The sequence below is a fragment of the Acidimicrobiales bacterium genome (genome assembly GCA_036270875.1).
Taxonomy (GTDB): Bacteria; Actinomycetota; Acidimicrobiia; order Acidimicrobiales; family AC-9; genus AC-9.
Genome location: DATBBR010000051.1, coordinates 44,241 through 64,433, shown reverse-complemented (window position 1 = coordinate 64,433; position 20,193 = coordinate 44,241). Strand labels below are relative to the sequence as shown.

Genomic DNA, 20,193 nt, shown 5'->3' with positions numbered 1-20,193 from the left:
ACTGCTCGGCCGCCGATCCGGCCGGCTGCCACTAGCCTCCCGCTGTGACCCAGCAGACCTCGGAAGAGCGGGAGACGTCCCACCGCCTCCCCCGCAACGTCGAGCCCCGTCGCTACGAGCTCGTCATCTCCCCCGACCTCGACCGCGCCACGTTCAGAGGCGAGGAACAGGTGCAGGTGGTCGTCCACGAGGCCACCTCGCAGATCATTCTCAACGCCCTGGAGCTCGCCATCGAGTCGGCCGATCTGGTCAGCGATACCGGATCGGTGCTGTCCGGGCGTGTCGAGCTGGAGGAGGAGTCCGGGCGCGCCGCGATCGCTCTGTCGGCCGAGGCGACGCCGGGCCCGTGGACGCTGCGGACCAGGTTCTCGGGGACGATCAACGACAAGCTGCGGGGCTTCTACCGCAGCACCTTCGAGCTCGACGGGACATCGCGCGTCATCGCCACGACACAGTTCGAGGCGACCGACGCTCGCCGCGCCTTTCCGTGCTGGGACGAGCCCGATCGCAAGGCCGTCTTCTCGATCAGCCTCGACGCCGACGGCGGTCTGACCGCCATCTCCAACACGGCCCCGGTCGAGGAGACCGACCTCGGCGACGGGCGGCGCAGGGTGCGCTTCGCCGACACCATGCCCATGTCCACCTACCTGGTGGCCTTCGTGGTCGGCCCACTCGACCTGACAGACCCGGTCGACGTCGACGGCGTCCCCCTCCGCATCGCCTACGTGCCGGGAAAGGACCACCTCACGGGATTCGCGCTCGAGGTCGGCGCCCACGCGCTGCGGTTCTTCTCGGGATGGTTCGGGATCCCGTACCCGAGCGACAAGCTGGACCTGATCGCCCTACCCGACTTCGCCTTCGGCGCCATGGAGAACCTGGGGGCGGTGACGTTCCGGGAGTCGGTCCTGCTGATCGACCCGTCTGCCGCCTCGCGGGTCGAGCTGGAGCGGGTCGCGGACGTGATCTCCCACGAGATCGCCCACATGTGGTTCGGCGACCTGGTGACCATGAGGTGGTGGAACGGCCTCTGGCTCAACGAGGCCTTCGCCACGTTCATGGAGATGCTGTGCGTCGACGATTTTCGTCCCGATTGGCACCGGTGGGTGACCTTCGGGCTGTCGAGAGCGGCAGCGATGCGCACCGACGGCCTTCCCTCGACGCGTCCGATCGAGTTCCCGGTCGCACGCCCGGAAGAGGCCGAGGGCATGTTCGACATCCTCACCTACGAGAAGGGCGCCGGCGTGCTGCGCATGCTGGAGCGCTACCTCGGCGCGGAGCCCTTCCGATCGGGCATCGGTCGCTATCTGGCCGACCACAGCCACGGCAACGCCGAGACGACCGACCTGTGGGACGCCATCGAGGCGGCCAGCGGTGAGCCGGCGCGCACGACGATGGACTCCTGGATCTTCCAGGGCGGCCACCCCGTGGTGACCGTCACCCCGAGTGACGGGGACCAGGCCCTCGTGTTGGACCAGCGCCCATTTCGCTACCTCCCTGACCGGGCGGGCACCGACGCCATCGGCTCGGGCTGGCGGGTCCCGGTCCTGCTCCGGGCGGGCGTGAACGGCGAGGTCGAGCACCAGCGCGTCCTGCTCGACGAGGGCGGCGTCACGGCGTCGTTCTCAGGACCGGTCGAGTGGGTCGTGGCCAACGCCGGTGGCTGGGGGTTCTACCGGGTGCGCTACGGCAGCGACCTGCAGGCCCGGCTCACCGCCGATCTCGGCCGCCTCGACGCCCTCGAGCGCTTCAACCTCGTCAGCGACGCCTGGGCCTCCTCGTTGGCGGGGCTCACCGAGGTGGCGGACTTCGTCGACCTGGCGGGCGGGTTGCGGTCCGAGCGCGACCCTGACGTATGGGCTGTGGTCGTGGCGGCTCTCGGCTTCCTCGATCGGGTGGTGACCGACGAGGAGCGGGCGAAATCGGAGGCCTTCGTGCGCTTCCTGCTGACGCCCGCGTTCAGGTCGGTCGGTTGGGAGCGAAAGCCGGGCGAGGGCGAGCGCACCGGCACTCTCAGGTCCACCCTGCTGGAGGCCCTCGGGACGATCGGCGGGGACTTCGAGGTGCGCGAGCGGTCGGCACGGCTGCACGCAGACTTCCTGGCCGACAAGGCTCCCCTCGACCCCGAGCTGGCGGGAGCGATCGTGTCCGTGGTGGCGTCCACTGGTGGCGCGGCCGAGTACGACGCCTTCCTGGATCGCTTTCGCCATCCCCGCACGCCCCAGGAAGAGCTGCGGTACATGTACGCCCTGGCCCGGTTCGAGGAAGCCGACCTGGTGGCTCGGACCCTCGAGCTCTCACGGTCCGAGGTGCGTACCCAGAACGCCCCGTTCCTCATCCAGATCCTGCTGGGGAACCGGACGGGCGGCCCGCAGGCGTGGGCCTTCGTGAAGGAGCGGTGGGAGGAGCTGCTGGCGCGCCTTCCGGACAACACGATCCCGCGCATGGTGGAAGGAGTCAGCGCCCTCTGGCGGCCGCCGGAGCTGGCCGCCGACGTGCATGCCTTCTTCGCCGCCCACCCGTTGCGGAGCGGGCAGCGGACCCTCCAGCAGACGCTCGAACGGCTCGACGTCAACCAGGCGTTCGCGGCCCGGGAGGCGCCTGGTCTCGGCGGCCTCCTCGATCTCGCCCGCCAGGCAGGGCCGGCGACGTGACCGTCACCGTCGCGGGCGGACAGGGTTTCTACGGCGACCACGTCGGGTCCACCCGCACGCTGCTCGAGGCTGGCGTCGACTACCTCTGCCTCGAAGCGCTGGCCGAGCTCACCATGGCCATCCTCCAGAAGGACCGCCAGCGCGACGAGGCCCTCGGCTACACGCGGGACCTCCCGGCCTACCTGTCCATCGCGCTCCCTTACGTCGCCGACCGGCGGACCAAGGTCATCACCAACGCCGGCGGCATCAACCCCGTCGGTGCCGGTCGGGCTGCGGTCGAGACCGCCAAGCGTCTCGGGATCAGCGGCATCCGCATCGCCACCGTGGTCGGGGACGACCTCACGGGCCGGGTCAAGGATCTCCTTGGGTCGGGCACCTCGCTGGCCAACGCCGAGACGGGCGAGCCGTGGTCGGCCTTTCCGGGCGACCTGCTGTTCGCCAGCGCCTACCTCGGTGCGGGGCCCATCGTGTCGGCCCTGGAGCAGGGTGCCGACGTGGTCATCACCGGCCGCAGCGCGGATCCGTCGCTGTTCCTGGCTCCCCTCGTGTACGAGCACGGCTGGGCCGACGACGACTGGGACCGGTTGGCTGCCGGCATCGTCGTCGGCCACCTGTGCGAGTGCTCCGGGCAGTCGACGGGCGGCAATCTCTCCGGGGAGTGGTGGACGGTACCGGAGCCCTGGAATTTCGCCTACCCGATCGCCGAGTGCGAAGCCGACGGGACCGCGGTGCTGACCAAAGCGAACGGCACGGGTGGGCGCGTCGACTTCGACACGGTGCGCCATCAGCTGCTGTACGAAGTGCACGACCCGGCCGCCTACCTGACGCCCGACGTCGTCGCCGACTTCACCTCGGTGACGGTCGACGACCTGGGACGCGACCGCGTCCGTCTGTCCGGCGTCCGGGGCTCGGCCGCGACTCCCACCTACAAGGTGCTGTTCACCTATCCCTACGGATGGAGCGGGGAGAGCCGAGTGGCCTTCTCGTGGCCCGACGCCTATGCCAAGGCTCGGGCGGCGGCGGCGATCTTCCGCCGGCGGGTGGAGCTGGCGGGTCACGTCGTCGACGACTGGCTCGAGGAGTACTGGGGCGTCAACGCGCTGCATGGCCCGACCGTCCCGCTCGACGGGGCGGACGAGGCGCCTGAGGTGATCGTGCGCCTGGCCTGGCGCTGTGGGGACCAGGCGACGGCGGCGCGGGTCGCCCGGGAGATGGCTCCCATGGCGCTGTCGGCGCCCCCCTGGGGTCTCGCCGGCACCGGCCGGGGCATGGGAGGCGGATCGTCCCAGCTGATGGGATTGTGGCCCGCGTTGGTCGACAAGGCCGCCGTGGATCCCGGCGTCGCCGTCGAGATGGTCGAGGTGTGACGGTCGCCCGTGGCTGACGTTGGCCGCATCCAGCTGCGCGACCTCTGCGGCACCCGGGCCGGGGACAAGGGGGACATCTCCAACGTCGCCCTGTTCGCCTACGACGAGGCGGGTTACGACGCGATCCGCGCCGCGGTGACGGCGGATCGGGTCAAGCGCCATTTCGGCCCGATGGTGCTCGGCCAGGTGCGCCGGTACGAGGCGGCGAACGTGCTCGCCCTCAACTTCGTCATGGAGCGCGCCCTGGGCGGTGGCGGCCCCCGCTCGCTCCGCTCCGACAACCTGGGCAAGACCCTGGGTGGCGCCTTGCTGCGGATGGAGATCGAGGTGCCGGCTGAGGTGGCGGCAGGCGCGCCGCGGCGACGGCCGGTCGTTCCCTAGGCAGCGACGGCGCCTAGTCGCGCGAGGTGCCGTCCAGGCGCTCGATCCTCGCCCGCACCTGGGCCAGTCGCTCGGCCGCCAGCCGGTGGATCGCGCCGGCTCGCTCGTAGAGCTCGGACGCCTCCTCGATGCCAACCTCACCGGAGGCGATCCGCCGGGTGAGGTCCTCGAGCTTCTCCACCAGCTCCTCGTAGGTGAGGGCAGCGAGATCGTCGGTATGGGTCACGGGGCGTCACTGTCGCTCGGCGTGTCGCTGACGGTGGCCCGGATGCCGCCCCGTGCGACAGCGAGGTCGAGCTCCTCGCCGGGGGTGACCTGGGCGGGGCTGCGCACGACGCTGCCGTCGGCGGTGCGCACGATGGCGTAGCCCCGAGACAGCACCCGCGTGGGATCAAGTGCGTCGAGGGTGCGGCGGCGGCCGGAGAGGTCCCCATCGAGGGCGGCCAGCCGACGCGCCAACGGGGAGCGCCAGTCGACCGACGCCAACCGCAGAGCGGCATCCGCAACCCGGCGGCCCAGGTCGACGAGCTGCAGACGGCCGTCGGCCCGGTCCAGCCGCTCCACCGCGGTCGTCACGCCCGAGCGCAGCGCGGCGGGTAGGTCGACCGCATCGAGACGATCGCCACCCACCGCGAGCACTTGGGCGCACGAGGCGTGCACCGATTCCAGCAGCCGGTCGAGGTGCGCCCGCAGCGCGACCGCGTCGGGCACCACTGCCGTGGCGGCGAGCGACGGCGTGCCGCAGCGCCAGTCGGCCACCTCGTCACACAGGGGGCGATCGCGGTCGTGGCCGATGGCGGACACGACCGGCGTCGTCGAGGCGCAGATCGCCCGGCACAGCTCTTCGTCGCTGAACGGAAGCAGCGACGCCGGATCGCCGCCACCCCGAGCGAGGATGACGACCTCGACGGTGGGCGTCGCGTCGAAGGCCTGCAACGCGCCGACGACCGCCTCCGCAGCGCCGGGTCCCGATACCGCCACTTCGTCGAACTCGACCGGGTAGCCGGGGAAGCGGGCGGCGACCACCGACTCGATGTCGGCGCGGACGGCGGCGTCGGCACCGCACACGACACCGACGGCGGCCGGCAACAACGGCAGGGGCCGACGGGCCCGATCGAGCAGGCCCTCAGCCGTCAGTCGCCGGCGTACGTCGGCGATGGCCGCCAGGATCGCCCCCTCGCCGACCGGCGTCACCTCGTCGGCGAACAGCTGCAGCAGCCCCCGCTCGTTGACATAGCCGAGCGTGCCGGTCACGCACACCCGCTCGCCGTGGACCGTGCGGCACCGGCCGAGGCGGGCCCGCGGGCACACCACCGTGATCTGGGCGGCTCGGTCCCGGAGGGTGAAGTACACGGCGCCAGAGCGCGACGTGCCCGGCTGGACGACCTCTCCCTCGACCGCGACCTGGCCCACGGTCGCCACCGACCGGGCGATCTCCGAGCTCAGGCGGACGAGGCTGAGACGCCTGACGGCGGGGGCTCGCTCGGCGGGGAACATCTCCATGCAGCCGCCAATGGTAAAGGGTGGCTCTGTCAACCGGCCTTGATGATGGCCCGGCGGGCCTGACTGCCAGCTCGCAGCGAGCAGGAGCGATGATGGGCCGTGCCGATCCGCCGCGCCCTCGCCGCCATCCGTGCCGGCCCCCGCTCCACCATCGTCGTCGTCGCCAGCGGCGCCGTGCTGCTCGCCGGCTGCAGCTCGACCCCCCGGGCCGCGGCACCGTCCCCGACCCTCGCCCGCCCGGCGCCGACGCTGGCGCCGGGCAACTGGCCGACGTACCACCATGACGCGCGGCGCGCCGGCGTCGATCCTGGCGCCCCGGCCTTCGCCACTCCGGCGCGCCGGTGGTCCACCCCGGTCTCGGGCGACGTGTACGCCGAGCCCCTCTCGGTGGGTGACCGGGTCGTGGTCGCGACCGAGCACGACACGGTCCTCGCCGTGCAGGCCGGCACCGGCCGGGTGCTGTGGTCCACCACGTTGGGACAGCCCATGGCCGGCAGCGACCTCCCATGCGGGAACATCGACCCCAGCGGCATCACCGGGACGCCCGTCGTGGACTCCTCAACCGGGACCGTGTGGGTCGTGGCCTTCGTTCGCCCGGGCCGGCACGTGCTGGCCGCGCTCGACCTGTCGAATGGGGCCGTCCGCTCCCGGACGGCCGTCGACCCCCAGGGCGCCGACCCGCGCGTCGAGCAACAGCGGGGCGCGCTCACGCTGTCGGCCGGGCGCGTCTACGTGCCATTCGGCGGGCTGTTCGGAGACTGTGGCGCCTACCACGGCTACCTGGTCGGGGCGGACGCCCGAACGCCCACCAATCCCCTGCTCGTGTACCAGGTCCCGTCCCAGCGCCAGGGTGCCATCTGGGCGCCGCCGGGTGCGGCGGTGGCACCCGACGGCACCCTCCTGGTTGCCACCGGGAACGGCAGCGCCACCACGGGCTACGACGGGGGCAACTCGGTGATCCGGCTGTCGCCCGATCTCCACCAGCTCGACTCGTTCACACCAATCAACTCGCCACAGCTCAACGCGGAGGACACAGACCTGGGCTCCACCGCCCCGCTCCAGGTGGGCGGGGGCCTCGTCTTCCAGATCGGCAAGGCCGGCGTCGGCTACCTGCTACGTGCCGACCACCTCGGGGGGATCGGCGGACAGGCGTACTCGGGTCAAGTCTGCGGCAGCGCCCTCGGGGCGACGACATACAGCGCGCCGCTGATCGTGGTGTCGTGCGAGGACGGGCTGGTCGCTCTCCGCCTCGACAGCGGCGGGCAACCCAGCTTCAGCGTTGCCTGGAGGGTCGCCTCCCTCACCACCGGACCGGCGATCGTGGCCGGCGCCACGCTCTGGGCGCTGGACCGCAACCCGGGCGACGCCGTCGCGCTGGACTTCGCCACAGGCGCGGTCCGAGCGCGCGTCCACGTCGGGGGGGTCAATCACTTCGCCACGCCGGGCAGCGGCGGTGGACAGCTCTACGTCGCCGCCGGAGGTCAGCTGGTGGCCCTGGCCGAGTGAGCCTCGCCGGGCGGGCGCCGGGATGGACGCGGTTCTCCCGCTCCCGACAAGCTGAGCCCGATGGCACCGAGCATGCCGGACGACCTGCTGGCCCTGGCCCGGGCGGCCAAGGGCTTCATGCCCGACGGCGAGGGTCTCGAGCTCTTCCACATGGGCGTGAGCGCCGCGGGTTCCGGGCTTGGCCCCCTGCTGGAGGTCGGTGCCTACTGCGGTAAGTCGAGCATCTATCTGGGCGCCGCCGCCCGCCAAGGGGCGAGCGTGCTGTTCAGCCTCGACCACCACCGCGGCTCGGAGGAGAACCAGGCCGGTTGGGAGCATCACGATCCCACGCTGGTCGACCCCGTTACGGGGCGCATGGACACCCTCCCGACCTGGCGCAGGACACTGGCGGAGGCCGCCCTCGAGCATGAGGTCGTCGCCCTGGTCGGGGACTCCCCGACGATCGCGGCCCACTGGCGCACCCCGCTCTCGCTCGTCTTCATCGACGGCGGCCACGGCGAGGAACCGGCATGGGCCGACTACCGAGGCTGGGTCCCCCACGTGGCCAAAGGCGGCCTGCTCGCCATCCACGACGTGTTCCCGGACCCAGCCGACGGGGGCCGTCCGCCGTTCGAGCTGTGGTCTCGGGCTCTGGCGTCCGGCGCCTTCGCCCAGGAGAGCGAGTGCGGCAGCCTACGGGTTGCGCGTCGGGTCGCCGACGGGATCTGAGAGGTCCAAGCCGGCGGGCAGTCCCTCCCCCCGGAACAGCCCGGCCGTAGAACCCGTCCCCGCCAGCGTGTCGGCCGCCAGCACCACGGCCGCCGACGTGTAGGTGCTGCGCTCCCCGCCCGGAAAGTGCACGTCCTCCGGATAGACGCAGCCAGTCCAGTAGGAGCCGTCGTCGTGGCGGAAGGCCTGCACACAGTCGAACAACCGCAGGGCGTCGTCCCGCAGACCCGATGCATCGAGGGCCATGACGCACTCGGCCGTCTCGGCGGCTGTGACCCAGGGCCGGTCAGAGACACAGCGAACTCCGCGTCCGTCCATCACGAACTGCGCCCACCGCTCGGCCATGCGGGCCCGGGCAGGCCCGCCCACCAGGGCGCCGGAGAGGACCGGGTAGTACCAGTCCATCGCCCAGCGGTCCTTGGGCTCGAAGGCCTCGGGGCAGAAGGCCACGGCGTGCGCGAGTCGCCCGGCCGCCAGCTCCCAGTCCGGCCGCTCCAGACCGAGCTGCTCGGCGGCAGCGACGGCGCACCGAAGGCTGAAGTACACCGATGACGAGCCGGTCAGGAGGGCGTACCGCCCCCGCGTGCCGTCGGGCTCCACCGACCACAGGACCTCCCCGCCCGGCTGCTGGAAACCCAGCACGAACTCGAGGGCGCGCGTCACCACGGGCCAGAGGGACTCGAGGAACCCCCGGTCGCCGGTCTGAAGGAAGTGGTGCCAGGCGCCGACGGCGAGGTAGCTGCAGACGTTGGTATCGCGCCGGGGCTGCTCCACGCCCGCCTCGAGGTAGTACATGCACCACGAGCCGTCGGGATGCTGGGTATCCATCAGCCACTGATAGGCGCGCTCGGCCTCGGCCGTCAGTCCGCCGATCGACAGGGCCATCGCCGCCTCGACGTGGTTCCAGGGGTCGGCGTGGCCGCCGGGAAACCACGGGATCATGCCGTTGGCGAGCTGGACGGCCGCGATGGACTCCGCCGTGGCCACCACGTCTGGCGCGCTCAGGACCCCTGGGACCTCTGGAACCGAGACCGCCCTCATGCCGGGCGGTCCAGGTAGAGGACCAGGCTCTTGCCGAGGAAGGGGTTGAGGAGACGGTCGGCGGCCCTGGTGAGAACGGGCGCCTGCACGATGTCCCACACGAGCAGGCGGTGGTAGGCGCGCACCAGCGGGTGCTGGTCGCGGTCGACACCGACAGCGCACCGGAGCCACCAGTAGGGCGAGTGCAGAGCGTGGGCGTGGTGGGAAGCGCGGAGCTTGAGCCCGACCCGGCGCAGGCGACTGAGCAGGGACGAGCGACGGTAGATGCGCACGTGGCCGCCCTCGACCGAGTGGTACGCCTCCGACAGGACCCAGTTCACGGCCTCGGGGCCGAACCTCGGGACGGTCACAGCGAGCGAACCGCCGGGACGCAGTACCCGGGCGAGCTCGGTCATGGCGACCTGGTCGGCGGGGACGTGCTCGAGCACCTCGGCGGCGATCACGCGGTCGAAGCTGCCGTCGCGAAACGGAATCGCCAGACCGTCGGCACACACCACGGCGCCGCTGCCGTCCGTTCCCACGTCGCCCTGGCCGGTCATCTCGCTCACAAAGGAGGACACGTCCTTCAGCTCGGCCTCGCTGGCGTCGAGCGCCGTGACCCGCGCCCCCCGTCGCATCGCCTCGTAGGCATGGCGGCCGCCGCCGCAGCCGAGGTCGAGCAGCCGCTCGCCCGCGCGCAGGCCCAGCCGGTCGTAGTCGACGGAGAGCACTCAGATGCCGCCGATGCCGTCTCGGGCCGGCCCGGGAGGCCGGCCGGAGAGATCATCCGCAGGCGCGTTCGCGCCCAGGACGGCCCGATACTGCTCGACCGTCGCCCGGGCGGCGGCGGCCCAGGTGAAGCGCTCGAGCACGCGGGCCCGGCCGGCGGCACCGATCCGGGCCCGCAGCCCGGGTTGGTCCAGCGCGGTGCCGATAGCCATGGCCAGCGCGCCGGGATCGCCCGGCGGCACCAGCAGGCCGGTGACACCGTCAGCACCTACCACCTCGGGCAGCGCCCCGCCGGTCGTGGCCACGACCGGCACACCGCACGCCATGGCCTCGATGGCGGGCAGCGAGAAGCCCTCGTAGAGCGAGGGCACGACGGCCACCTCGGCTTCGGCGTACAGCTGCACGAGGCGCTCGTCGCTCACCTTGCTCACGAAGCGCACCGCGTCCTCGAGCCCGAGGCGCTTGATCGTGGCGCCGACCCTGCTGGCGGAGCGGGGCTCGCCGATGACGACCAGATCGGCAGACCGCTCGGTGCGGACCTTGGCCAGGGCCTCGAGCAGGGGGACGAGGCCCTTCAGGGGTACGTCGGCGCTGGCGGTGGTCATCAGGCGGCCGGGCACCCGGGCGACGCCGGGCAGGGGGCGGAAGAGCTCGTCGTCCACGCCGACCGGCACCACGGACACCCGGGACGGCTCGGCACCCATGTGCTCGACGATGTCGGACTTCGACGACGCCGAGACGGTGACGACCCGGGGAAGCTGGCGGGTGACCTCGAGCTGCATCCCGACGAACCCGTACCAGCGCCTCAGGATCAGCCGGCGGCGGAGGCTGTGGGCATGGGCCAGCTCCAGGTCGCGGTCCACCGTGATCGGGTGGTGCACGGTGGCGACGATGGGCCAGCCGTCCTCGATCATCCCCAGCAGGCCCCGGCCCAGGCACTGGTTGTCGTGGACGATGTCGAAGTCGTCCCGACGCCCGGCCAGGACCTTCCGCGCCCGCAAGCTGAAGGTGAGCGGCTCGGGGAACCCGGCGGTGCACATGAGGGCGAACTCGAGCACGTCGATGCGGCTGCGCACCTCGCGGGGATGGGGGATCCGAAAAGGGTCGGGCTGACGGTACAGGTCGAGGCTGGGCACCTCGACGAGCGGCACGCCGTCGTCGAGGATCGGGTACGGGGGCCCGGCGAGCACCTCGACATGGTGGCCGAGGGCGGTCAATTCCCTGGTGAGATACCGGGTGTACACACCTTGGCCCCCCGAATGCGGGTTGCCCCGATAGGCGAGGAACGCGATCCGAAGCCGTCGGGGAGACTCATGCATGACGGGAGAGCCTCTCCTGAGGTGGGGCAACAGCGCAAACAGGGCCGGCGCGTCTCAGTGTCCGAGGCCGAGCTGGATCGTCTTCACCAGCAGGAGGATGACGGCCAGGGCAAGGTAGACCCAGAGCGCGATCATCGCCGCCCGCCGCCCGCGCGACCACACCGGCCGGCCGAGCAGGGCCAGCGGCGGCATGCGCCACGTCTCCCGCCTGGGCGCCTCGGCCGCGGGGGGCGCCGGGCGGCTGGCGCGAGTCCAGAGCGCCGCCAGCCCGCCGGCAGCCAGGCCGACCACCAGCACGGCGCCGAGCACCAGCACCAGCAGGGGCACGTCGATGCCCGGGAAGACCGTGGTCGTCATCAGGGTCAGCGACAGCATCAGGAGCACCGACACGATGACAGTGGCGACGGCGTTGAGCCAAGGGCGATTGACCCACGGCCCCAGGACGTCGCGGTCGTTGCAGAGCAGCAGCAGAAAGACGGTGGCCGACGGAAGCAGCACCCCGGCCAGGGCCTGGACCGACGTGGTGATGAGCCCCAGCGGAGCACCGGGGATGAGCACGATGCTGGCCGCCAACACCACGATGAGGGCGAAGCTGGCGTAGAAGGACTTGGCCTCACGGATGCCGCGGTGGAGCGAGTGGCGCGTGCCGAAGGCGTCGCCGAAGGCGTAGGACGTCGACAGCGTGACCGCCGCCGCGCCGATGATCGAGGCGTTGAGAAGGATGATGGCGAACAGGTCGCCGGCGGTGCGACCGAGCTGTCGGGCCAGGCCGTCGGCCACCCCCAAGGCGTCGCTGAAATGACCAGCGAGAGACGTGTGCTGGAAGGCGAAGGCCGTGGTCACCACCAGGGCCCCGGCGCCGATCACCGTCACGAACGAGCCGATGACCGTGTCGGCCCGCTCGTAGTTGATCCACCGCGGAGTGATGCGCTTGTCGATGATGTTGGACTGCTGGAAGAACAGCTGCCAGGGGGCCACCGTCGTGCCCACGATGGCGATGATGAGCAGCACGGCTCCCGAGCTGATGCCGCCCTGGATCCCCGGGACGAAGGTATCCCGGACAATGGGTCCCGCCTGCGGATGGCTCATCACCAGCAGCGGGATGACGAGGAAGTTCACGAGGACGAACAGCAGCATGAACCGCTCCCAGCGCCGGAAGCTGCCGCTGGCGGTGATGGCGATGAGTGCGACGGCGGCGACAGGCACGGCCGCGTACTTGCTCACCCCGAAGTAGCTGAAAGCCAGGCTGACGCCGATGAACTCGGTCGTGATGGTGAGGAAGTTGAGGAGGAAGAGGTCGCCCACGGAGAAGGCGCCCCAGAACCGGCCGAAGCGCTCGATGATGAGCCGGGCGTGGCCGACGCCAGTGACGGCCCCGAGCCGCACCACCATCTCCTGGTTGACGATCAGGACCGGGATCAACAGCAGGAGCGTCCACAGCAGGCTGGTCCCGTAGTTCTGCCCGGCCTGGGAGTAGGTGGCCACGCCGCCGGCGTCGTTGTCGCCCACCATGACGATGAGGCCGGGTCCGACGATCGCAGCCAGGGTCAGCAGTCGCGCCCGCAGCGACCGGCGTGGCGCGAGGTCCTGCTCTCCGATGGTGCCGAGGGCGCCACGGATCTGACCGGTGTGGGCCTCGTCGAGGACCGGCGAGGCCGTGTGCACCCTTGGGGCGCGGATCTCCTCAGCCATGGCGCAGGTGACCTCCTCCGTCAGGACACGTCGGGCGAACCTCGACGCGCCCACCCTCAGGCCACCCGGCTACGTAGCCGAGCCCTCGCGACCTACGTCAGGTAGCGCGCGCCAAGGCGGTTCGTAACCAACTGTCGGCGTACAGCGCTTGCTCCTCGTCCGGCCCACGACCCAGCGCACCCCACAGGAGTGACGTCCGGTGGGCGCCGGACTCGCCGCGGCCCGAGAGGCCCCGGTGCACCCCTACTCGTCAGAGCTTTGGCACTGCCCAGCGTAAGCCCCAGAAGGGCCAGCCACTTTGGGTCACCCCTTGAGCCGGAGTGACCTGGTCTGACCCGGAGTGTCTCTCGACAGGTGGGGTCAGTGGCCTGTGTCTGAGCAGCCACCTCACCGAACGAGGCGCGACTGGCTTGCTCGTCGAGGATAGCAGCCGCTGCCGCCGAGTCGGCAGGCTCAGTCCGCCGCCGAGAGCCCGAAATCGCCCTTCCAGCCGCTGGGTTGGAGCAGCTCGAGGACGTCGTCCACGGTGATCTGTCCGATCATGTGGCACGAATCGTCGACGACCGGCAACACGCTGAGGTTGTAGTCGGTCATCTTGCGCACGACCTCGTGGACGTCGGCGTCGGGCCGGATCATGACCGGCTCGTGCTCGGCCAGGGCGTCGAGAGGGAGGGACGGGTCCGCTCTCACCAGAGCCGCCAGCGGCGCCAGACCGCAGAGGCACCCCTCGTCGTCGGTGACGTAGACCACCTCGAGAGCGTCGGGTGGGATGTCGGTGGTGCGAACACGATCGAGGGCGACGCCGACCGGTGTCGCGTGGGACACGGCGAGGAAGTCGGGGCTCATGAGGCCGCCGGCGGTCTCGGGGTTGTAGCTGAGCAGTGAGCGCACCTTGCGCTGCAGGTCGGACGGCAGGAGCTCGAGGACCGGCAATCGGCGCTCCTGGTCGAGATTGGTGATGAAGTCGGCGACGTCGTCAGGCGCCATCTTGGCCAGGAGCTCGGCAACCTCGGCGTTCGAGCGGGCCTTCACGAACTCCTGCTGGTGCTCGGGGTCGAGCTCCTCGAAGACGTCCGCCTCCAGCTCCCGGTCCTGCCCGACGGCCTCGATGATCTCCTCGCCCTCGTCGTGAGAGGCCGCCTCGACCAGGTCGGCGATCTGCGCGGGATGAAGGCGGGCCAGCTTGCGATGGGTCAGCCGCAGACGAGCCGTCGGCACGTGACTCACGAAGGGCTCGATGCTGGACCAGTCGAGGATTGGACCGGGCTCGACCCGGCGGCGAAGTGGACGAGGCAGCAGTCGCCTCAGCACGGGTCGGGCGCTGGTGTCGACGCCGACGACGGCCCACCTGCCGTCGATGCAGGCCAGCTCGATCTCGTTGGCCCTGACCAGCCGAGCGCCCACCACGTTGATGAGGTGGCGAGCGGCGAGGTCACGGTTCAGCAGCACCTCACCTGGCCGCCGCTCGAAACGCCGCAGGCTCAGCCGGTCTCCCTGGAGCTGGACCCGGCCCGACTCGATCCCGGCGATCTGGTCGATGGGCACGAACAGCTCCCGGCCACCGATCCTGGCCAGCGCCCCGGTGATCGGTGGGTATCCTCCGTCCTCGCCGAGACGCACGATGAGGTCCTCGATCCGGCCCAGCTTCTCGCCGGCCCGATCCAGTAGTGGGCTCTTCACCACCGTCGACAGGTGGAGAACCTGCGTGGCCACTACGGGCAGCGTACTACCGGGGCACTACATTCGGACCATGGAGCTGACCTACCCGCCCGAGGCCGAGGAGTTCCGCGCCGAGATCCGCGCCTGGCTCCAGTCGAACCTTCCGGCCGGCTGGGGCGACCCCGACTTCGCCATGTCCAGCGAGGAGCGCCGGGCGTTCAACGAGCAGTGGCCCGACAAGCTCCGCCAGGGCGGTTGGATCTGCGCCTCCTGGCCGGAGGAGTACGGCGGCAAGGGCCTGACGACGATGCAGCAGGTCGTGCTGAACGAGGAGTTCGACCGTGCTGGAGCCCCGATGCGGGCCGATTTCTTCGGGGACACGCTGGTGGGTCCCACCATCCTGCAGTGGGGAACCGACGAGCTGCGCAAGGAGTTCCTCCCCAAGATCCTGTCCGGGGAGATCTCCTGGTGCCAGGGGTTCTCCGAGCCGGATGCGGGGTCGGACCTGGCCTCGCTCAAGACCAGAGCCGAGCTGGACGGCGACGAGTGGGTCGTGAACGGCCAGAAGGTGTGGACCACCCAGGCCCAGTACGCCGACTACATCTTCCTGCTGGCACGCACCGATCCCGACGTGGACAAGCACGCCGGGATCTCGTACCTGCTCGTGCCCATGCGCCAAGAAGGCGTCGAGGTCCGACCCATCAAGCAGATCGACGGGTCGGCCGAGTTCAACGAGGTGTTCTTCTCCAACGCGCGAGCACCGCGCGACAACGTGGTGGGCGGGGTGAACAACGGCTGGAAGGTGGCGATGACCACGCTCGGGTTCGAGCGGGGCACGTCCGCCACGACCAGCCACCGCCGGTTCCAGAAGGAGCTCGAGCACATCGTCGGCCTGGCCCAGGAGAACGGGCGGGCCGCCGATCCCCTGGTGCGCCAGGACCTGGCCCGGGCGTGGAGCAAGGTCAAGATCATGCAGATCAACGGCCTGCGGACGCTGACGTCGGTTCTCAAGGGCGACAGCTCCACCGCGGCCTTGGGCGCGACCAACAAGATGTTCTGGTCCGAGTACCACCAGGAGGCGATGCAGCTGGCCATCGACATCCTGGGCATGCACGGGCAGATCCTCACCGGGTCGACCGACGACGAGTTCGTCCCGGGCGTCGGCCGGCGCCGAGGCACCCCGGGCTATCCCGTCAGCCCGCTCCAGGCCTCATTCTTCTTCTCCCGTTCGGAGAGCATCTGGGGCGGCTCGGCCGAGATCCAGCGCAACATCGTGGGCGAGCGGGTGCTCGGTCTGCCCAAGGAGCCGAAGGCGACCGGGGCCAGCAGAGAGCCGAAGGCGACCGGGGCCGGCAGAGAGCCGAAGGCTCCCACGGGGCCCGGCGGAGCGTCGAAGGCGACGGCAGGGTCCGGCACGGGCGCCGCGTGACCAGCGCAGTCCTCCTCGTGCTGGCCGTGGCCGCGGCCAGCGCCGTCGAGATGGTCGAGGCCCTGACGATCGTGCTGGCTGCGGGGGTGAGCCGCGGGTGGCGATCGGCGCTCGAGGGTGCGGGCGCAGCCCTCCTGGCGTTGGCCGTGGTCGTGGCCGCCTTCGGGCCCGCCCTCGTGCGCTACGTGCCGCTCGACGTGCTGCGCGTCGTCGTCGGCGGGCTGCTGCTGATGCTGGGCCTTCAGTGGTTGCGCAAGGCGATCCTGCGGGCCAGCGGTCTCAAGGCCCTCCACGACGAGGACGCCATCTACCGCCGGCAGGTCGAGGAGCTGTCCGGGATCCCCAGGGCGACGGGCCGGCGGCGCGACGCCACCGCGTTCACGGTCGCCTTCAAGGGGGTCCTCCTCGAAGGACTCGAGGTGGTCATGATCGTGCTCACGCTGGGAACGACGTCCGGGCGCCTGGGCCTGGCGGCAGCCGGTGCCGCGGCGGCGGCCCTGGCGGTGGGACTGGCGGGCCTGGTGCTGGCCCGCCGGCTGGTCGAGGTGCCCGAGAACACCCTGAAGATGGTGGTGGGGATCATGCTCGTCAGCTTCGGGACCTTCTGGACCGGGGAGGGGATGGGTGTGGACTGGCCGGGGACCGACCTCTCGATCCTCGCACTCATAGCCCTCTACGGCGCCGTCACGTTCGGTCTCGTGGCGTGGCTGCGCCGATCCCGGCTGGCGACGGGCCCGGAAGCCCGGCTCGGAGCAACGGCCGAGGTGCGGTCACCGTGACCGCTGGTCGCGCCCTCCAGGCCTTCGGCCGGTTCTGGTGGGACTTCCTCGTCGGCGACACTCCCGAGCTGGCGGTCGGGGCTCTGGTCGTCATCGGCCTGGCTGCCGCCCTCGCCGGCCTCGGAGTCGCGGCCGCGGTGCTCCTGCCACTGGCCGTGGTCGCCGTGCTCGCCGCGAGCGTCCGCCGCGGCGCGCGACACGACCGCCCGTAGTGGGCGACCGGCGGTGACCAGCGCCGCCGCCAGGGCTGCGACACCGCCGATGGCGATAGCGGCCCGCGGCCCCCAGGCCTGCGCCACGGCGCCGACCACGGGGGCGCCGATAGGAGTGCTCCCCAGGAACGCGACGGCGAACAGAGCCATCACGCGGCCGCGCATGGCCGGGTCGGCGCGCAGCTGCAGCGTGGAGTTCGACATGGCGATGAACGCGATGCTGGCCCCGCCCATGAGGACGAGGACCACGACCTCGACGGCGAGGGTGGGCGCGGCGGCGACGCCGAGGATCAGCAGGCCGAAGGCCAGCGCCGCCCTCGTCAGGCCCATCGACGTGGGACGCTCCCGGCTGGCCACGGCCAGCCCCCCGACCACGGCTCCGGCGGCCATGCACGAGGTCATCAGCCCATAGGCGCCGGCACCACCGTGGAAGGTGAACTTCGCCAGCAGCGGCAGCGTGACCTGGAACTCGTAGGCCAGCGTGCCGATGACCACCATCAGGAGCAACGGGTTCCGCAGCTCGGGCGTGGACCAGGCGTAGTGGAGGCCCGCCCGCAGCTGCCCCTTGGCTCTGGCGACGGTGCCCGTGCCGAGGAGGTCTTCGCGACGCATCAAGGCGAGCCCGACGATGACCGCGACGTATGAGGCGGCGTTGATGAGGAAGCAGGGGGCGATGCCCACGGTGACGATCAAGACGGCCGCCAGGGCGGGACCGATGACCCGCGCCGCGTTCATCAGCACGCTGTTGAGACTCACCGCGTTGGGCAGGTCGGCCCGACCGACGAGCTCGTGCACGAAGGCCTGGCGGCTCGGGTTGTCCACGGCATTGACGCAACCGAGGGCGGCGGCCAGCACGTACACCATCCAGAGCTGGATGTCGCCGCTCAGGGTGAGCAGGCCCAGGACCAGCGCCAGCAGTCCCGCCGTCGCCTGGGTCCCGAACAGCACTCGGCGCTTGTCGAAGCGGTCGGCGATGACCACACCCCACGCGCCACCGAGCAACACGGGAAGGAACTGCAGCGCCGTGACCGTCCCCAGAGCGACCCCGCTGTTGGTGAGCCGCAGCACCAACCAGGCCTGCGCCACCTGCTGCATCCAGGTGCCGCTCACGGACACGACCTGCCCGGCGAAGTACAGCCGGTAGTTGCGCACGCCCAGCGAGCGGAAGGTCCGAACCGTCGTCTCCTTGACGCTCATCATTCGCCGCGCTCCAGGATCCGCTCGAGGACGGCGACAGCCTCCCCCATCAGGGCCCGATCGGCGGCGTCGAGGGTCTGCAGCCGGCGGGCCAGGTAAGCGTCCTTGCGCGTCCGGCTGCGCTGGAGCAGCTGCCGGCCGGCCGCGGTCACCCGCACCCGGGCGACTCGACGATCCTGCTCGGATGCCTGGCGGTCGACGAGGCCGCCCCCCTCGAGGCGGGACACGATCCTCGTCATGCTCGGGGGCCGGACCTGCTCGACGGCGGCGAGGTCCCCCAGGGTCATCGGTCCCGACCGGTCGACGGTGGCCAGGGCGGACAGCTGTGAGGGGCTGATGCCGGTCTCCCCCTGGTGGCGCAGGCGCCGCGCCAGCCTGTTGACGGCGAGACGCAGGCGCGCCGCCAGCTCGGCATCGCCATCGACCGTCGTGACCGGGTGCGCTGTCTTCATCACCAGCCAGTTTAATTAGCAAAGCAAACTATCCCGGTCCCCTTCTTCCAGCCGGGTGCCCTATGTCCGAAAAGGGGCTCTCGGCAGGGGAGCCGCTCGTCACCGGCGTAGTTCACAGTCGGTGAACGGTGCCGACGCACGGCGGGTGGTGCCCCGAGGAGGACCGCTCCGGCGGATGCTCCCGCTGCTGGCCGGCCTGGCCGTGCTGCAAGCCGCTGCCGCCTCGGGATGGATCTACCTGCATTCGGGCTCCGAGCCGGTGGCTCGAGCTGGGGTGCGGAGCCGGGCCATCACCGCCCTCGGGGCCGCCGCGGTGCCGGGCGTGGCCGCCCCCGCCACCACTACGCCCCTGCCCCCGCCGCCGACGCCGGCCGCGATCCGTTTGCAGAGCCAGCTGGCGGCGGCCCTCGGAGGGACACCGGGCTGCGCCGTCGCCAGCGACGGCGCCACCCGAGTGGCCGACCTCCAGGGCGCCACCCCGTTCGCGCCGGCCTCAACCCAGAAGCTTCTCGTGGCCGCAGCGGCGCTCGCCGTGCTCGGTCCCGACTACCGCTTCCAGACCACGGCGCTCGGCCCTGGGCCCCCGAGCGACGGCGCCGTGAGCCAGCTCTGGTTGGTCGGGTCGGGCGACCCGGTTCTGGCCACCGCGGACTACGCCGCCACGTGGACAAAGGATCGCCGCTACGCGGGCCAGCCCACGACCCCATTCGAGTCCCTCGCCGACCAGCTGGCGGCGGCGGGCGTGCGCAGCGTGCCGGGAGGCATCCACGGCGACGACTCACGCCTGTCGGGTGTGCGACTGCTTCCACAGTGGACCCCGGCCGATGTGGCCGACGGCAACGCCAGCCCCCTGAGCGCGCTCGACCTGAACCAGGGCTGGCAGGGCTTCACGACCAGGTACGTCCCCGCGGCCGACCCACCCGCCGTTGCCGCTGGCGAGCTGACCCACCTCCTCGCCCTGAGGGGCGTCGCCGCTCCACCGGTGCCGGCGCCTGACGCCGTCGCCCCACAGGGATCGGTGCTGGCCAGCGTCCAGTCGCCACCCCTGGGCCAGATCGTGGCGGCCATGCTCCGAGCGAGCGACAACCACACCGCCGAGATGCTGACCCTGGAGCTCGGTCGCCGGCTCGAGGGTGACGGAAGCACGGCGGCCGGGCTGCGGGCCGTGACCCAGGTCGATCGGGGCCTCGGCATCCCCACCGTGGGCACGAGCCTGGTCGACGGGTCGGGACTCAGCCACGACAACCGGGCCACCTGCGACGCCCTCCTGGCGTCCATCGACCGGGGCACGTCGCCGCCGGCCGCGGAGGCCGGCCCGAGCACGGGGCCGCAGCTGAACGCCATCGCCCTCGGTCTGCCCGTCGCCGGGCTGTCGGGCACGCTCGTCAACCGGTGGGCCGGCACGCCGCTCCAGGGCCACCTCGCAGCCAAGACCGGCTCCATAGCTGGCGTGGCGGCCATGGCCGGGGTGCTCGACCTGGGCCACCCGATCCATTTCGCCCTGATCCTCAACGGGCCCGGCAACCTGGCCGACGTGGAGCAGCGCGTCGTGGCCGCCCTCGCCGCCTTTCCCGGCGGCTGACTCGCAC

At 71.5% G+C, this 20,193-nt stretch carries 17 protein-coding genes and 1 riboswitch; of the genes, 8 read left to right on the top strand and 9 right to left on the bottom strand.

Features of this window, described 5'->3' with window-relative positions; translation table 11 throughout:
- The first annotated feature begins 44 nt into the window (after nucleotides 1-44).
- Genes VH112_06190 through VH112_06180 form a run of 3 tightly spaced genes read left to right on the top strand, consistent with a single transcriptional unit; the run spans nucleotide 45 to nucleotide 4,399 of the window.
- Nucleotides 45-2,651: a M1 family metallopeptidase gene (locus VH112_06190; GenBank protein HEX4539820.1), complete on the top strand. Its 2,607-nt coding sequence runs from the start codon at nucleotides 45-47 to the stop codon at nucleotides 2,649-2,651.
- Nucleotides 2,648-4,018 carry an acyclic terpene utilization AtuA family protein gene (locus VH112_06185; GenBank protein ID HEX4539819.1) on the top strand — a complete coding sequence of 457 codons (1,371 nt, stop codon included), beginning with the start codon at nucleotides 2,648-2,650 and terminating at the stop codon, nucleotides 4,016-4,018. The genes VH112_06190 and VH112_06185 overlap by 4 nt, the downstream gene beginning before the upstream one ends.
- A gap of 9 nt (nucleotides 4,019-4,027) precedes the next feature.
- Entirely contained in the window at nucleotides 4,028-4,399 is a 372-nt protein-coding gene (locus VH112_06180; protein ID HEX4539818.1) for a hypothetical protein, read from the top strand.
- A gap of 13 nt (nucleotides 4,400-4,412) precedes the next feature.
- Here the strand turns inward: VH112_06180 and xseB are convergent, their stop codons facing one another.
- Nucleotides 4,413-4,625 carry an exodeoxyribonuclease VII small subunit gene (xseB, locus tag VH112_06175; GenBank protein ID HEX4539817.1) on the bottom strand — a complete coding sequence of 71 codons (213 nt, stop codon included), beginning with the start codon at nucleotides 4,623-4,625 and terminating at the stop codon, nucleotides 4,413-4,415.
- The gene (gene xseA, locus VH112_06170; GenBank protein HEX4539816.1) at nucleotides 4,622-5,902 is read right to left on the bottom strand and encodes an exodeoxyribonuclease VII large subunit; all 1,281 of its coding nucleotides are present in this window, start codon (nucleotides 5,900-5,902) and stop codon (nucleotides 4,622-4,624) included. The genes xseB and xseA overlap by 4 nt, the downstream gene beginning before the upstream one ends.
- A gap of 99 nt (nucleotides 5,903-6,001) precedes the next feature.
- Between xseA and VH112_06165 the strand changes: the two genes are divergently transcribed.
- Complete coding sequence (locus VH112_06165) at nucleotides 6,002-7,408, top strand: PQQ-binding-like beta-propeller repeat protein (protein HEX4539815.1); 1,407 nt, start codon at nucleotides 6,002-6,004, stop codon at nucleotides 7,406-7,408.
- Nucleotides 7,409-7,468: 60 nt separating this feature from the next.
- Nucleotides 7,469-8,116, top strand: coding sequence for a class I SAM-dependent methyltransferase (locus VH112_06160; GenBank protein ID HEX4539814.1), 648 nt, complete (start codon nucleotides 7,469-7,471; stop codon nucleotides 8,114-8,116).
- Here the strand turns inward: VH112_06160 and VH112_06155 are convergent.
- The 5 genes from VH112_06155 to VH112_06135 form a co-directional block, all read right to left on the bottom strand.
- Nucleotides 8,081-9,157 carry a hypothetical protein gene (locus tag VH112_06155; protein ID HEX4539813.1) on the bottom strand — a complete coding sequence of 359 codons (1,077 nt, stop codon included), beginning with the start codon at nucleotides 9,155-9,157 and terminating at the stop codon, nucleotides 8,081-8,083. The genes VH112_06160 and VH112_06155 overlap by 36 nt on opposite strands.
- Complete coding sequence (locus tag VH112_06150) at nucleotides 9,154-9,867, bottom strand: class I SAM-dependent methyltransferase (protein HEX4539812.1); 714 nt, start codon at nucleotides 9,865-9,867, stop codon at nucleotides 9,154-9,156. Before VH112_06150 ends, VH112_06155 begins: the two co-directional genes overlap by 4 nt.
- Complete coding sequence (locus VH112_06145) at nucleotides 9,868-11,184, bottom strand: glycosyltransferase family 4 protein (GenBank protein ID HEX4539811.1); 1,317 nt, start codon at nucleotides 11,182-11,184, stop codon at nucleotides 9,868-9,870.
- A 54-nt stretch (nucleotides 11,185-11,238) separates the two neighbouring features.
- Entirely contained in the window at nucleotides 11,239-12,876 is a 1,638-nt protein-coding gene (locus VH112_06140) for an Nramp family divalent metal transporter (GenBank protein HEX4539810.1), read from the bottom strand.
- 234 nt (nucleotides 12,877-13,110) lie between these two features.
- A riboswitch (M-box (ykoK) riboswitch) is annotated at nucleotides 13,111-13,282 on the bottom strand.
- A gap of 47 nt (nucleotides 13,283-13,329) precedes the next feature.
- Entirely contained in the window at nucleotides 13,330-14,589 is a 1,260-nt protein-coding gene (locus VH112_06135) for a CBS domain-containing protein (GenBank protein HEX4539809.1), read from the bottom strand.
- Nucleotides 14,590-14,626: 37 nt separating this feature from the next.
- Between VH112_06135 and VH112_06130 the strand changes: the two genes are divergently transcribed.
- A complete protein-coding gene (locus VH112_06130) occupies nucleotides 14,627-15,964 on the top strand; it encodes an acyl-CoA dehydrogenase family protein (protein HEX4539808.1) in 1,338 nt (445 codons plus the stop codon).
- Entirely contained in the window at nucleotides 15,961-16,743 is a 783-nt protein-coding gene (locus VH112_06125) for a hypothetical protein (GenBank protein HEX4539807.1), read from the top strand. Before VH112_06130 ends, VH112_06125 begins: the two co-directional genes overlap by 4 nt.
- Here VH112_06125 and VH112_06120 read toward each other — a convergent pair.
- The gene (locus VH112_06120; protein HEX4539806.1) at nucleotides 16,638-18,152 is read right to left on the bottom strand and encodes an MFS transporter; all 1,515 of its coding nucleotides are present in this window, start codon (nucleotides 18,150-18,152) and stop codon (nucleotides 16,638-16,640) included. The two genes, VH112_06125 and VH112_06120, sit on opposite strands and share 106 nt — an antisense overlap.
- Nucleotides 18,152-18,604: a MarR family transcriptional regulator gene (locus VH112_06115; protein ID HEX4539805.1), complete on the bottom strand. Its 453-nt coding sequence runs from the start codon at nucleotides 18,602-18,604 to the stop codon at nucleotides 18,152-18,154. Before VH112_06115 ends, VH112_06120 begins: the two co-directional genes overlap by 1 nt.
- Before the next feature lie 121 nt (nucleotides 18,605-18,725).
- Between VH112_06115 and VH112_06110 the strand changes: the two genes are divergently transcribed.
- Nucleotides 18,726-20,186, top strand: coding sequence for a D-alanyl-D-alanine carboxypeptidase (locus VH112_06110; GenBank protein HEX4539804.1), 1,461 nt, complete (start codon nucleotides 18,726-18,728; stop codon nucleotides 20,184-20,186).
- Nucleotides 20,187-20,193 lie beyond the last annotated feature (7 nt).